At 57.5% G+C, this 13,362-nt stretch carries 10 protein-coding genes; 3 read left to right on the top strand and 7 right to left on the bottom strand.

Going from position 1 to position 13,362, the window contains the following annotated elements; translation table 11 throughout:
• Positions 1-242: 242 nt before the first annotated feature.
• The gene (locus AB0A83_RS08940; protein ID WP_367156039.1) at positions 243-1,916 is read right to left on the bottom strand and encodes a formate--tetrahydrofolate ligase; all 1,674 of its coding nucleotides are present in this window, start codon (positions 1,914-1,916) and stop codon (positions 243-245) included.
• 215 nt (positions 1,917-2,131) lie between these two features.
• Between AB0A83_RS08940 and lnt the strand changes: the two genes are divergently transcribed.
• Positions 2,132-3,703: an apolipoprotein N-acyltransferase gene (gene lnt, locus AB0A83_RS08935; RefSeq protein WP_367156038.1), complete on the top strand. Its 1,572-nt coding sequence runs from the start codon at positions 2,132-2,134 to the stop codon at positions 3,701-3,703.
• 245 nt (positions 3,704-3,948) lie between these two features.
• On the opposite strand, the gene AB0A83_RS08930 is transcribed toward lnt, so the two are convergent.
• On the bottom strand, positions 3,949-4,920 hold the full coding sequence (locus AB0A83_RS08930; RefSeq protein WP_367156037.1) for a 2-hydroxyacid dehydrogenase: 972 nt from the start codon (positions 4,918-4,920) through the stop codon (positions 3,949-3,951).
• 215 nt (positions 4,921-5,135) lie between these two features.
• Between AB0A83_RS08930 and AB0A83_RS08925 the strand changes: the two genes are divergently transcribed.
• On the top strand, positions 5,136-6,524 hold the full coding sequence (locus tag AB0A83_RS08925) for an OFA family MFS transporter (RefSeq protein WP_150047933.1): 1,389 nt from the start codon (positions 5,136-5,138) through the stop codon (positions 6,522-6,524).
• A gap of 11 nt (positions 6,525-6,535) precedes the next feature.
• Positions 6,536-6,661 carry a hypothetical protein gene (locus AB0A83_RS08920; protein ID WP_269473501.1) on the top strand — a complete coding sequence of 42 codons (126 nt, stop codon included), beginning with the start codon at positions 6,536-6,538 and terminating at the stop codon, positions 6,659-6,661.
• 209 nt (positions 6,662-6,870) lie between these two features.
• Here AB0A83_RS08920 and AB0A83_RS08915 read toward each other — a convergent pair whose 3' ends face one another.
• The 5 genes from AB0A83_RS08915 to AB0A83_RS08895 all read right to left on the bottom strand — a co-directional run bounded on the left by AB0A83_RS08915 (position 6,871) and on the right by AB0A83_RS08895 (position 13,356).
• On the bottom strand, positions 6,871-8,424 hold the full coding sequence (locus AB0A83_RS08915; RefSeq protein WP_367156036.1) for a hypothetical protein: 1,554 nt from the start codon (positions 8,422-8,424) through the stop codon (positions 6,871-6,873).
• A gap of 87 nt (positions 8,425-8,511) precedes the next feature.
• Positions 8,512-9,783, bottom strand: coding sequence for a TRAFs-binding domain-containing protein (locus AB0A83_RS08910; protein ID WP_367156035.1), 1,272 nt, complete (start codon positions 9,781-9,783; stop codon positions 8,512-8,514).
• The gene (locus AB0A83_RS08905; RefSeq protein ID WP_150047930.1) at positions 9,783-10,946 is read right to left on the bottom strand and encodes a patatin-like phospholipase family protein; all 1,164 of its coding nucleotides are present in this window, start codon (positions 10,944-10,946) and stop codon (positions 9,783-9,785) included. The genes AB0A83_RS08910 and AB0A83_RS08905 overlap by 1 nt, the downstream gene beginning before the upstream one ends.
• Positions 10,947-10,948: 2 nt before the next feature.
• On the bottom strand, positions 10,949-11,497 hold the full coding sequence (locus AB0A83_RS08900) for a hypothetical protein (RefSeq protein ID WP_367156034.1): 549 nt from the start codon (positions 11,495-11,497) through the stop codon (positions 10,949-10,951).
• A gap of 32 nt (positions 11,498-11,529) precedes the next feature.
• Complete coding sequence (locus AB0A83_RS08895) at positions 11,530-13,356, bottom strand: N-acetylmuramoyl-L-alanine amidase (protein ID WP_367156033.1); 1,827 nt, start codon at positions 13,354-13,356, stop codon at positions 11,530-11,532.
• Positions 13,357-13,362: the final 6 nt, after the last annotated feature.

The raw sequence follows: 13,362 nt of genomic DNA, 5'->3' as shown, positions 1-13,362 counted from the left end.
ATTTTAAAAATACCCCGCCGGTGCGTGTGTTACAGACCGTCCGCACTTAGACTTTGCTCGGCACGAACGGTCTATAACACATGGCAACTGCTCTTTGTAGGCTCCCTGCTAATAACGGATTGGAGGCTTCTCAACCGCCCACCCCGCATTTCGCAGCATTCCGAGGTGGACTAAACCCGTCCTCACTCGCTGTTAGAAAAGTTCAGGGCGAGTGACAACGGTATACCCGAACCCGGTTAACGTTAAAACAAACCGCTGATCACGCCGTCGTCGCTGATGTCGATGCGCTCGGCGGCCGGCACTTTCGGCAGGCCGGGCATGGTCATCATGTCGCCGGCAATGGCGACGATAAAGCCCGCCCCGTTCGCCAAGCGCACTTCGCTGATCTCCACGTTGTGGCCGGACGGTGCGCCCTTGGCGTTCGGGTTGGTGGAAAACGACATCTGGGTCTTGGCCATACAGATCGGGAAGTGGCCGTAGTTAGCTTGCAAGGCCTTAATGTCGGCCATGACTTTCGGGCTGGCGCTGACGCTGCCGGCGCCGTAGAGCTTGGTGGCGATGGCTTCGATCTTGTTCCAAAGCGGCAGTTCGTCGTCGTAGACGTAATTGAACGCAGGTTCCCGATTATCGACGATTTGCAAAATCTCCTGCGCCAGGGCTTCCGCCCCTGCTCCTCCCTGCGCCCAGTGTTTGGCGATCACGCATTTCGCACCCAGCGCTTCGCATTGACTTTTCAGCCATTCAATTTCGGCGTCGGTGTCGAAGGTAAAATGGTTGATGCTGACCACGCACGGCAGGCCATAGTGGTTTTGGATGTTGCTCAGATGCCGTTCCAGGTTGGCGAAGCCTTTTTCCAAGGCGGCCGGATTTTCCCGGTTTAACTCGTCCTTGGCCACGCCGCCGTGGAATTTCAATGCCCGCACCGTGGCGACCAGCACCACCGCCGACGGTTTCAGGCCGGACATGCGGCATTTGATGTCGATAAATTTTTCCGCGCCCAAATCGGCACCGAAGCCGGCCTCGGTTACCACGTAATCGGCCAGTTTCAACGCGGTTTTGGTGGCGGTGACGGTGTTGCAGCCGTGGGCGATGTTGGCGAACGGGCCGCCGTGGATAATGGCCAGATTGTTTTCCAGGGTTTGCACCAGATTCGGCTTGATCGCGTCTTTCAATACCGCCGCCATCGCGCCGTGGGCGTTCAAATCGCTGGCGTAGACCGGGGTGACCTTGTCGGATTTGTAGCCAATCACGATCCGGCCCAAGCGTTCTTTCAAATCGGCGCGGCTGGTGGCCAGGCATAAAATCGCCATCACTTCCGAGGCGACCACGATGTCGAAGCCGTCCTCGCGCAGATAACCGTTAGCCGCCCCGCCCATGCCGACCACGATTTTGCGCAAGGCGCGGTCGTTCATGTCCATCACCCGCTTCCACTGGATGCGGCGCGGGTCGATGTCCAACTTGTTGCCGTGGTTGATGTGGTTGTCGATCAAAGCCGCCAATAGATTATGCGCGATGCCGATCGCATGAAAATCGCCGGTAAAATGCAGGTTGATGTCTTCCATCGGCACCACTTGCGCATAGCCGCCGCCGGCCGCACCGCCCTTGACCCCGAAGCAGGGGCCTAAGGACGGCTCACGCAAACAGATAATGGTTTTTTTGCCGACCCGATTCAGCGCATCGCCCAAGCCGACCGTGGTGGTGGTTTTGCCTTCGCCGGCCGGGGTCGGGCTGATCGCCGTGACTAAAATCAGCTTGCCTTCGGCGTTGTCTTGCAGACTATTCACATATTCCAACGAGATTTTGGCCTTGTAATGGCCGTAAGGGTCCAAGTGTTCGGCCGGAATGCCGAATTTTTCGCCGGCCAATTCGATGATGGGCCGCATCTTGGCTTGTTGGGCAATTTCTATGTCTGACATGACGTTTTCCGTCTCCTTAAACGTAACACACTATTAGCGGGCCGGCCGCCAACCGCGCGCCAGCGGCAGCCGCGACGGAAAGGCCGGAAAAAACGCTACATTTTAACGTGTTAGCTAGCGGCGAATAAAACAAATTCGCGACCGTCGCCGGCAAGCCGGCGTGCAGGCAATCGGCTACAATGCGCCGCTTTACACTGCGAACGGGAAAGGTAACCATGCAAACCAGCAAACGGAACACTTGCCACTGGTGGTTGCCGATACTGTCCGGCGTATTCATAGGCACCAGCTACATTCCCTTCCCGCCCTGGGCTTCGGCCTTCGGCATGCTGCCCTTGTGGCTGTTTTGGCAACAGCAAACCCGCTGGCAACCGGTCATATGGTCCGGGGTGCTGACCAGTTTCGTGTATACGCTGATCGGCTTTAACTGGGTTACCTACACCCTGCACGAATTTGCCAAGGTCAACTGGCTGCTATCCGCTGTCGGCATGGTCTTGTTTGCCTTGTTCGGGCATTTGTTTTTGCCGGTGGCGGGCGGTTTGTGGTTTGGCTTGAGGCGCCGCTGGTCTATGGAGCGTTGGCAATCGTTCGCCTTGATGGCCTTGTTGACCGCCTTGGTCGAATACCACCTGCCGATGCTGTTCAAATGGAATTTCGGCTACAGCTGGTACGGCGCCGGCCTGCCGTTGTATCAATGGGCGGAAATCGTCGGTTTCACCGGCTTGAGCATGTTGACGATAGTGGCCAACCTGCCGTTTTTGTATGCCTGGCTCAACCGCAAGCGCTTGAGCGGCAAACTGGCCTTAGCCGGCATCCTGACCGTTTTCGCCGGGTTGAACGGCGGCGGCCTGTGGTTGCAGCAACGTCTGCCGCAACCGGACAACGCCGCCAAGGTACTTTTGGTGCAAGCCAACATCGGCAATTCGGAAAAACAAGCGATGGAACATGGCAAAGCCGGCTACCAGGCCGCGATCCTGACCGAATATTTCCGCAGCACCGACCAAGGCCTGGCCCGACATCCGGACGTCGATTTCGCCATGTGGTCGGAAACCGCCTTTCCGTCGCTGCTCGGCGAGCAGTATCAACACAACTTTTACGCCGAACTGTTGGGCGAATTTTTGCGCAACCGCAATTTGCCCTTGATTACCGGCGCCTACGGTAAAGATGCCGATGATGCCATCACCAACTCTCTGTTCGCGTTAGACGCTAACGGCCGCCTCATCGAACCGCATTACAGCAAAACCATCTTGTTGGCCTTGGGCGAATACATTCCCGGCGCGAAGACTTTTCCTTGGCTGAAGAAACTTTTGCCGATGGTCAGCGAATTCGGCCGCGGCCCCGGGCCTACCGTGTTGCTGCAACTGAACGGCTACAAAATGGGCCCGCAAATTTGTTACGAAAGCCTGTTTCCGGAGTTTTCCAAAGGTTTGGCCGATTTAGGCGCGCAATTCATCGTCAACGTCACCAACGACTCCTGGTACGGCACCTGGCAGGAGCCCTACCAACACCTGTACATGACCTTGGCGCGCGGCGTGGAATTTCGCCGCCCGGTATTGCGGGTGACCAATACCGGCATTTCCACCGTGGCGCTAGCCGATGGCTCGCTGCTGGAACAATCGCCGTCCGACGCCCGCTGGGCCAACGCCTACCGGGTGCCGTTCGTCACCGAACCACAGACGACTTTTTACCAACGGCATTTTTATCTGATGCCGGAGTTGTTGTGGGGTGGGCTGTTGTGCCTGCTGGGATTCGTTACGTTCCAAGCACGAACCACCGGCTACCGCCGTTAGCATAGCGCTCGATACTCCGCCACCCTGCTACTGCTGCATCATTCCGGCCGTGGCCGCCAGTATGCCGGCCGGAAATATGGGCAACATCCGGCGGTGATGGAGATGCAGCAACGATGAGTCGCAAGGGAAATTGTTGGGATAACGCACCGACGGAACGTTTTTTCCGCAGCTTGAATACGAGGCCTTACGGCAAATCCAACGCCACCCGCGGCCTGCGCTTTCGCCGCAACTGCCGGCGGCGTCGTTTAAACCACTCTATCCGGCAATTCCCGCCCGGCGAAAAACGCTTCCAGGTTAGCCAGCACTTTCTCGCCCATGGCGGTGCGGGTGGCAATGGTGGCGCTGCCCAAGTGCGGTAGCAGCGTAGCGTTCTCCAAACTTAGAAATCCGGGATGCAGCTTAGGCTCGTTCTCGTAGACGTCCAGGCCGGCCCCGGCAATCCGTCGTTCGCGTAAGGCGTCTATCAAGGCTTGGCTGTCCACCACGTCGCCGCGGGCCGTGTTGATCAGATGCGCGCTTGGCTTCATCAAGCGCAAGCGCTCGGCGTTGATCAAATGCCGGGTTTCGGCGCCGCCCGGGCAATGCAGGGATACATAGTCGCATTGCGGCAGCATCTGTTCCACGTTATTGCAGCGTATCGCTTGCAGGTCCGCGACGGTGGCGGGATCGGCCGGGCTGGGTTTGACGTATAAAATTTTCATGCCGAAACCGTGGTGGGCTTTTCCGGCCATGGCTTGGGCGATGCGGCCGAAGCCGATCAAGCCCAAGGTGGCGCCGGTGACGTCGCTGCTCATCATTTGCGTCGGGCACCAGCCGCTCCAGCCTCCGGATCGGACCAGCCGGTCGCCTTCGGCGCCGCGCCGGGCGGACATCAATAACAAGGTCATCGCGATATCGGCCGTACTTTCGGTCAATACGCCCGGCGTGTTGCTGACCGTCAGGCCTTGTTGCCGGGCGGCGGCGATGTCGATATGGTTGTAGCCTACCCCGAAATTGCCCAGAATTTTGCAACGCTTGTCGGCCACGTTCAGCACCTCGGCCGGCAGGCTGTCGCAGACGCTGGGGCAGACCGCATCGTATTGCTGCAAGGCTTGTTTCAGTTCCTCGGCGCTGAACGGGTGATCGTCCGGATTCAGGGTTACCTGGTAGCGCTGTTGCAGTTTCAGTTCAACCGATTCCGGCCAGCGCCGGGTGATAAGCACTTTGGGTTTCGACATTCGGACTCCGTTTGGCCTGGGAAGAATGAGGTCGCTATTCAGCAGCTACCGAAAACAGCCGATTTACCTGCGCTGCAGCGGCAGAGAGACGAATAGTTGCGAATAAAATGCGGCCAGTATAAAGCAGGCTGCAAGCGCTTGTACCGTGACCTTTACCGGCCGGCTTGTTATAGTTGGCCGGTTTTGTTTTTGATCGGATCGATTCGGAGCCCAGTATGTCCAGCTTTTTTTCCAAGTCGCGCATCACAGCCGGAGCGGGATACAACCGGTGGATGGTGCCGCCGGCCGCTTTGTCGGTGCATTTATGCATAGGCCAGGCCTATGCGTTCAGCGTATTCAACGACCCCTTGACCAAGGTAATCGGCATCAACTCGTCCACCCCGGACGATTGGAAGCTGACCACCTTAGGCTGGATATTCAGTTTGGCCATCGTGTTTTTGGGGCTGTCGGCCGCGTTCGGCGGCAAATGGCTGGAGAAAGTCGGGCCGCGCCTGACCATGTTCGTCGCGGCTTGTTGTTTCGGCGGCGGCTTTTGGGTGTCGGCCTTGGGTGTTTATTGGCATCAGATCTGGCTGATATATCTCGGTTACGGTGTGATAGGCGGCATCGGTTTGGGCTTGGGTTACGTGTCGCCGGTGTCTACCTTGATCAAGTGGTTTCCCGACCGGCGCGGCATGGCCACCGGCATGGCCATCATGGGTTTCGGCGGCGGTGCCATGATAGGCGCGCCTTTGTCGGTACTGCTGATGGATTGGTTCAAATCGGCCGAATCGGTCGGAGTGATGGAAACCTTTATGGTCATGGGGGCCCTGTATTTCGCCTCTATGCTGATAGGCGCGTTGACCATCCGCATACCGCCGCAAGGTTGGCAGCCGCAGGGTTGGCAGCCGCCGCAAGTGGCTAACAAAATGATCACCCGCAATCACGTGCATATCGACCAGGCGCTGAAAACCCCGCAGTTTTATTTTTTGTGGCTGGTGTTGTGCTTGAACGTCACGGCCGGCATCGGCGTGTTGGGACAGGCTTCGGTGATGATACAAGAAATGTTCAAAGGCGCCGTGACCCCGGCCGCCGCCGCCGGCTTCGTCGGTCTGTTAAGCTTGTTCAACATGGGCGGACGGTTTTTTTGGTCGTCCGCTTCGGACTATCTGGGCAGGAAAAACACCTATTTCGTATTTTTCCTGCTCGGCGCCTGCTTATACGCCGCGGTGCCCGGCATGGGGCAAATCGGCAACATGGCGATGTTCGTGCTGTTGTACGCCTTGATCATGAGCATGTACGGCGGTGGCTTTGCCACCATTCCGGCCTATCTGGCCGATATTTTCGGCACCTTGTACGTCGGCGGCATCCACGGCCGCTTGTTGACCGCCTGGTCTACCGCCGGGGTGTTGGGGCCGGTGCTGGTCAACTATCTGCGCGAATTCCAAATCGAACAAGGCGTAGCGAAAGCGGAGGCCTATAACGTCACCATGTACATCATGGCCGGTATTTTGTTGCTGGGTTTCGTCAGCAATTTGCTGGTTAAGCCGGTGCACGAAAAACACCACATGAAACACGGCGATTTCGACGAACTGGACGGTATTTATCCGGCCGACCAACATTAAGCGAGGCGGTTATGCAAACCGAAAAACCCAAACAAACTTCTCGGCTGGCCTTGCTGGTGTTTTGGCTGTACGTGTCCATCCCGCTGCTTTGGGGCATTAGTTCCACCCTGAAAAAAGCCATGGCGCTGTTCGATTAGCCTAAGCCTGCAAAAAGCTATTCCCGCGCCGGCAGCGGTTTGTGCACCGAGGATTTGGGCGACCTAAGCCGGTTTGATTTTTCGCTACGAGTAGGGATGATTGTTAAGGATGATGCGGTGGTTGTGGCGACGGTGATGCAGCTGCAAGAGAGGCTACGAAATATGTATAACGGGATGCCTTAAGTCCTATTTTTACATGTATGCCGGCTCTACCCGTAATTGGCTTCCAGCAAGGCCTGTAACGCCAACCGGCCGGCGTCTGCTTGCCGGCTATCCAGCCAAACCGGACGAATCCGACTAGCCGCCACTAGCCGTTCCGCCGTTTGTCTGTCGGTGGTTCGATCAAAAACGATCACCCAGCAGCGTAGGTGCTTAGCGCCTGCCAGTACCGACAATTCGTGGCAACAGCCCAAGCGTTGCGCGCTGAAACCGCGTAAATCCATCAACACCCGGTCGGCGCGGCCGAGTAAAGCCATCAACACCTTTTTCCAGGTGTGGTCGAAACAAAAAAACTCGTTCACCCGAAACCGGCCGTCGGCATCGGCATTGCTAGCCAAGGCCTGCAATGCGGCGCGCAAGCTTGCTTCGTCGTCGATAAAACGTTCGCGCAAACGGCCTGCCATGAATGCGAACAACTCGTCCGGCTCCAGATTACGCAACGCCAAATCCTTGCCGGCAATCAACAGGGTGTGGCCGCCGTAGCGCCAGCGCTCTATCACCTGATCGAACAAATGCTCGATGTCGCGGTCGGCGCGAAAAACCCGCAACACCAGCAAACCAGGCACCGGCCCGGTTGGGGCTAAACTGCGCCGCAGGGCCGTCACCGCAATCGGCATCAACCCGAATGCAGCCAGTATCCAATAGGACGAGGCACCCACGCTATGACTGAGACGCATCGCCTGAAACAACAATACGATCAGCCACAAACCGCCTATCAAGTACCAGGGTTCGGAAAACGCTTGCCGCCGATACGCGCCGGCCAGCCAACGCGCCGAGCCGCGTACAATCGGATAGGCTAATAGCCAGGGCGCCAGGACGAATAAGGCAAACACCCCCTCCGCTCCCAATAACAGCGGCAAATCGGCTGCCCAGCCTTGCAAACCCTGCTCCAGTCCGCCGGCCAATACCTGCAAGCCGGCTAGCGACGACAGGCACAACAAAAACAACAACGGTATCAAATACGGCCCGCTGCTGCGCAATGTGGGGCCGGTGAATACAAACACATAAATCAACAACGGAGCTTGTTCGGAAAGCAGCCAATACACCACGCCCAGGAAGGGTTGTTCCGCAGTGGAATTGGCCATCACCACCGCTGCAACCAGGGAAAGATAAAATACAGACCAAACGCTAATTTTGAGCCGTGACCAGCGCTCCAACAAGCCGATGCTAGGCACCACCGGCCAGGCGTAAACCAAAACCAGGGTCGACCAGCGCCGCCAACCGAACTCAGCTTGGATGTAAGCTGCTTGCACTATTGCGGCGATCACGCCGGCAAACGCCAACGACAACAGCACGATAGCCAGCCACAAGCGAAACCGGGCGAAACGAATGCCCGGCCCTAAATCGACAGCGCATGGCACAGCCGGCGCCGAGGCGAAATCGGCAGACGCAGAAGCCGCGGCGTTTTCGTCCGGCGCCAAACCGCTTTGCATGCATTGCAACAGCTTGGCGGTATAACGGTGAGCTACGACTAAGCTCACCAACCAGGCCAACAGCATGGCGGCCAACAAGGCGAAAAAAATTTGTCCGTCTAAATTTGCCATTTCGGTGCCTATTGCCGCAAAAATCGACGGGCCGGTTTATCCCGGCCGCGATGCGTTACTAATACGCCGCACATTGTTGCTGCCGACTCAAACCGCGGGATTTCGCAACCTGGCATATTCGCTCAGCAGCGCCTGCAATTTGTCGGCTTGCTGGACGCGGGTATCCTGCATCCACTCGGCAACGTTCATCGCCCGGCATTTGCCGTCCCAGTCCGCAACCGCTTGGCTGTCGCCCAAACCCAAGGCCGCTTCGTACAATGACGCCAACACCCAATATTTTTTATTGGCGTCTTCGGTGCAGTCCAGCAACTTGTCCGCATAGCGGATGACTTGCTTGCGGATGCGTTGCGCCAAGATAAAGTCGGCGACGGCTTCGTCCGCATTGCCGCTTTTCAACATTTGTACTGCACGCAGATTCAACAAAAACGCCAGATTGATGCCGTTGTAGTGATCTTGCTTCAAAAAGAATCCACGCTCGTAAGCCGATATGCTTTCCGCCAAGCATTCGGGGTGGCCGCACTCTTCCCACAAGCGCTTATGCACGGCGCCCCACAAGCCCAAGGTTTCCGGATTATTGGAGGAATCCGGCGACAACTCGCGCAAAATCTCCTGCGCGGCGTGCAACGCTTCCACCACGCTTGGCTGCTTGCTTTTATACGTCGCTAATGCGAGTTGCTGCAGCACGAAAGAATCGGCGGGCCGCACTTTTCTAACTTCTTCCCAAAAGAATTTGGCGGCAACAAAATCGCTCGCCGCCATCTTCTGCATGGCGGCGTCCAGCATGGCTTTTGCGCTGCCGGCCGCCGAGTCCCCGCCGCCGTCGGCAGCAGCCGCGGCCGGTGCGGCCGGCGTCACCACCGCAGTTGCTACCGGCGGCTGCAACTGCGGCAAATAGGTGTAAACCGGGCTGTCGGTCTGCGGCTTGCCTGCGATGGTTTGTATTGCCGCCTTCAGCTCGGCCATCATTTTTTGCGCTTCCCTAAATCCGATTTCCTCACCCAAATGCTTGTAGCGGCGGATCACGATATGCGACAAATCGAACGGGTTTTTAAAGCCTTCCTCGGCCAGCACGATGGTGGTGTAGGGCTTTAATGCGTAGCGTACGCCCAATTCGAAGGCGGCGTTGACGTTGTAAGTCGATAAATCGGCGATCACCACGTCGGCGTTCAGCAGCCGTTCGTACATCGGCACGTCTATGGTACCGGCATGCACGATCTCGTCGGCGCGCACACATTGCAACCCGGCCGACTCCACCGCCATCTTGATGATTTCGTACGACGCGTTCAAATCCAACACCCGGCCGTCGGTGTAATCGGTTTTCTTACCGAAACCCTGTACTACGAAACATTGTTTAGTCATTACACAAACCCCTTGAAATGCGCCGATTCCACGTGCAGCTTGGCATATTCGATGCCGACCCGGCGAATGTCGCCCATGTGCTCTATCGAATCCAAGGTCTGTACGTTTTCCGGCTTGACGTCGTTAAGACCCAGCGCGTCCAAACCGGCGCGGGACACCGAAGGATCGTAGCGCAAGTAGGTGAACAACTTGGGTCCGGTAAAATTGGCTTCGCCTGCCTTCACCACCATGTCGCCGATCTCCCGGTCTATAGCCGCGCCGTGCCGGCAGGCGCCGACGGTGCGGCACACCATGTCCCAGCCGGCCGAAGCCGCGTTCATCAAGGCGCCGGGCACGTTTTGGGCAAAATGGATGATGTTCAAATCGTCGACGCCGGTTTTCTTATCCAATACCTTGGCCGCACCGCCGGTACCAACCGAAACGATCAGCAGCTTGTCCTCGCCGGTGGCCCAATTGATCTTGTAAGGCGCGGCCGTCGCCATTTGGAAGGCCAAATAGGCCGGGTTGTTGTAGGTCGTCACCCCGCCGTCCACGAAAATAAAGTTGTATTCCTCCGGCGTACCTTCGGCGAAGGTGACCACTTCCGGCGGAAAATAGGTCGGCGCGGCGGTGCTGGCCCGCACCAGCTGCCACAAGGGCAAATCCAGATTGCAATCCTTGCGGCTGCGGTCGTTGTACTTGGCCAAGGGGTTGTTACACACCGGCCAGGGCGAATCGGTACTGTGGTTGCGCATGACCATCATCAGCAAGCTGCGCAATTTCTGGCTGCCTAGCGTGGCGTTGCTTTCCACCAGCTGATCGTCGAACGCTTTCTTCAGCAAGCGGGCCAAAGGCTCGTCGTTGTAGCTGAAACGCAGGCGCTTCAGTAGCGAGGTTTTGTCGAACATCTGCTTGCCGCTGTCCAGATAAAACTGGCGAATCTTGTCGGTGGACATGCCGCTGGCGATACAGGCGGCAATAATCGCCCCGGTACTGGTGCCGCAGACGAAATCGAAATAATCGGCCAACACGAAATCCGGACCTTTACCCTGGGCAACCCGCAGCTGATATTCCAACTTGGCCAGAATTTCCACGCTCATCAAACCCAGAATCCCGCCGCCGTCGCAGGCGAGTATTTTCTTAGGTCCTGGCGCTTGCATGCGTTCTAGGATGGATTGACTCATGGTTATTCCTCATTACGGTTTGAAAAAAAGGGTTTAACGATACCAATAGCGATCAATTGCACGACGACGCAAGCAAAGGCCATGGAGACCAACAGCCATTTGAGCGCCGCGCAAACCGTCGTCACATACACCGTGTTCAAATCCGCGCCGAAATCCAGCATGCGCAACATGCCGATATTTTCCACGGCATCTAAGGGCGCGCAGGCCAGCACGGTATAGGCCATGCCATTGCCGATTTTTCTTAGCCCCGGCGGGCCGCTTGCTGCGAGCAACCAGCCGGCAATGGCCAGCAATAGCGGATAGGCCAGCAAGAAAGCGAAATCCAGCCAGATGCTAGTACGGGCGACGGCTTCCAACCCGGCCTTGCGCCAGCTCCCCATAATTCGTTCGGCGTTTTCTATGGAACCGGCCAGTTCGAACTGAAAAATCCCGACGTCGGTGCCGCTACCTTTCAAAATCTCGCCCATGGGCGCCAACACAATCATCAGCACGATATTGGCCGCCAGCAAAAAGGCTAACAGCGACCAAAGCGCATTGTTCGGTATTCGCATGACAGCTGCGTTACAGATTTGCATTCGAATCGTCAACCCAAACTCGCCACATCCACCGCCTTGTCCGACAAGCGTTTGGTTTCCAGAAACCCGTCGCGGCGGGCGCGCACGCCGTGTTTGAATTTGTCGGCGATGCGTTCTACGGTTTCGTCGGCGATGGCTTCCAGGATGTCGAACTCCTGCATGCCGGCTCTGTGTACTTGCTGGTAGATTTTTTTCAAGCCGCCGTCGCCGAACTGGTTGGCCACGTCCAGCATAAAGGCGATGCCGCGTTCGGAACGGATGTCGGGCGCATAACCCTGAATACCCGCTAACGAACTTTTAAATACCTTGGTTGCGGTTTGCACCTGAGCTGTTTGGAATACAGGCTGCACGGTAGCTTTCTCGAATCGATCGGTCCAAGGGCGCGCGATTAAGTTGAATTTGTTGTTGGTGGTTTCACCGGTATTCGAGTTTACCCCGCCGCTGGGGCGGCTGACGTGAGCGATCAAGCCATCGGCTAAATTGGCATCGCCGTCGCCGAAGATGTCGATATACAACTCGCGGTCCGCCGCCGAAAACGCTTTCAGAATTTCCGGCAAGCGACCGGGCTTTTGCGCCCATTGAATGATGCCGTAAGACAGCCCGGCTTTGTCGGTATTGAGATTCAGAGCGCCGAATTTGCCCACCCCTTCCATTTGCGCGACGATGCCCAGCACTTTTTGCATGCCTTGATAAGCGATGCCCAACACCAAGCTCAAATACACCTGGGAGATGCAGGGCTTGACCGCCGGCACGCTCAGCAATTTTTCCAAGGTAGCAGCGTCGACGTTGCCGCCGGCCGGCAAGCCCTGCCGGCCTTGAAAATCTTGTACGGCGGCTAGGGTTTTACTGCCGAAATTGCCGTAGCTGCTGGCCAGGATGTTGGGCATGCCTTTGAAACCGTGGCCGGACAGCAAATCCTGTATCGCGCCGACGCCGTCGCCGACCGCTTCGCCTTTGCTTAAAGCCGCGCTATTTTTGCCGCTACGCAGATCGTCGATGCGGGCGATGCCCGACAACAACGGACCACCGGCGGCAGCGGGTTTAGCATCGGCCAGCGCCGCCGGTTTAGCCGGTGCGGCTGGCGGAGCGAGCGGAGTTTCGGCTTTTACCGGTTGCGGCTGGTCGGTCAAACCGGCCCACAAATAAGCATCTTCGGCGGTTCGATACCACACCGGGTTGCCGCGCAAACGTTCGCCGCGCTCGGTAAAGCCGATCACTTCCAAATCGCTGCCGGCGGTCAAGGTACGCAAGACGCGAGCGCGGGTGCTGGGCTGAGCGTCGCGCAGATTGGCATTTTTAATGATATGCACGAAGCGGGTGGCGAATTCGGCCGGCGCGGCAGCCGCTTGCGCGGCCAGCAGTTGCAGCAGTTTGTCGCGCTGAAAGCTGGCTCCCGTGCAGTTTTTGGAGGCGCGAATCTCCGAATGCAACACCACGTGCTCGGCGTCCATGGCGAGATGCCACTGCTCGGCAATTTCATTAAGCAATTGGGCAACGCTTGCATATTGGGCGTCGCTCCATCCCGCGCCGGCCGGCACCGCGGCTGCCACGCCTATGGTATGCAAATTGGGGTTGACCCCGCGCCGCACCCCGTTCCAGCTGGGGCTTACGACGACTCCGGCGTGAAAAGCCGTGTCGTGTTCGTCCACGTATTGATGCACGCTACCGTCGTCTGCGACTACATAGTGGCAGGATTCGCCGGCTTTGGGGTTGGCGAACAAACTGTCAGTATCCTGCAGGCTGGGATAGGCGTGAATCACCACGGCCGAGGGCGTCAGGCCGCCCCGGCCTTTACGAAAATTTTCCGGCGCGCAAGGCGTCCATTGTTTCAGCATGACTAC

Origin of the sequence: Methylomonas sp. HYX-M1 (assembly GCF_040741385.1) — a bacterium.
Lineage (GTDB): Bacteria > Pseudomonadota > Gammaproteobacteria > Methylococcales > Methylomonadaceae > Methylomonas > Methylomonas rhizoryzae.
The sequence above is the reverse complement of the archived record's forward strand: the minus strand, read 5'-3'. Positions and strand labels throughout refer to the sequence as shown.

Bases quoted from the DNA above. Each gene is read 5' to 3' on its own strand.
- AB0A83_RS08915 (WP_367156036.1), bottom strand. From the start codon at position 8,424: ATGGCAAATTTAGACGGACAAATTTTTTTCGCCTTGTTGGCCGCCATG.
- AB0A83_RS08940 (WP_367156039.1), bottom strand. From the start codon at position 1,916: ATGTCAGACATAGAAATTGCCCAACAAGCCAAGATGCGGCCCATCATC.
- lnt (WP_367156038.1), top strand. From the start codon at position 2,132: ATGCAAACCAGCAAACGGAACACTTGCCACTGGTGGTTGCCGATACTG.
- AB0A83_RS08895 (WP_367156033.1), bottom strand. From the start codon at position 13,356: ATGCTGAAACAATGGACGCCTTGCGCGCCGGAAAATTTTCGTAAAGGC.
- AB0A83_RS08905 (WP_150047930.1), bottom strand. From the start codon at position 10,946: ATGAGTCAATCCATCCTAGAACGCATGCAAGCGCCAGGACCTAAGAAA.
- AB0A83_RS08910 (WP_367156035.1), bottom strand. From the start codon at position 9,783: ATGACTAAACAATGTTTCGTAGTACAGGGTTTCGGTAAGAAAACCGAT.
- AB0A83_RS08900 (WP_367156034.1), bottom strand. From the start codon at position 11,497: ATGCGAATACCGAACAATGCGCTTTGGTCGCTGTTAGCCTTTTTGCTG.
- AB0A83_RS08920 (WP_269473501.1), top strand. From the start codon at position 6,536: ATGCAAACCGAAAAACCCAAACAAACTTCTCGGCTGGCCTTGCTGGTG.
- AB0A83_RS08925 (WP_150047933.1), top strand. From the start codon at position 5,136: ATGTCCAGCTTTTTTTCCAAGTCGCGCATCACAGCCGGAGCGGGATAC.
- AB0A83_RS08930 (WP_367156037.1), bottom strand. From the start codon at position 4,920: ATGTCGAAACCCAAAGTGCTTATCACCCGGCGCTGGCCGGAATCGGTT.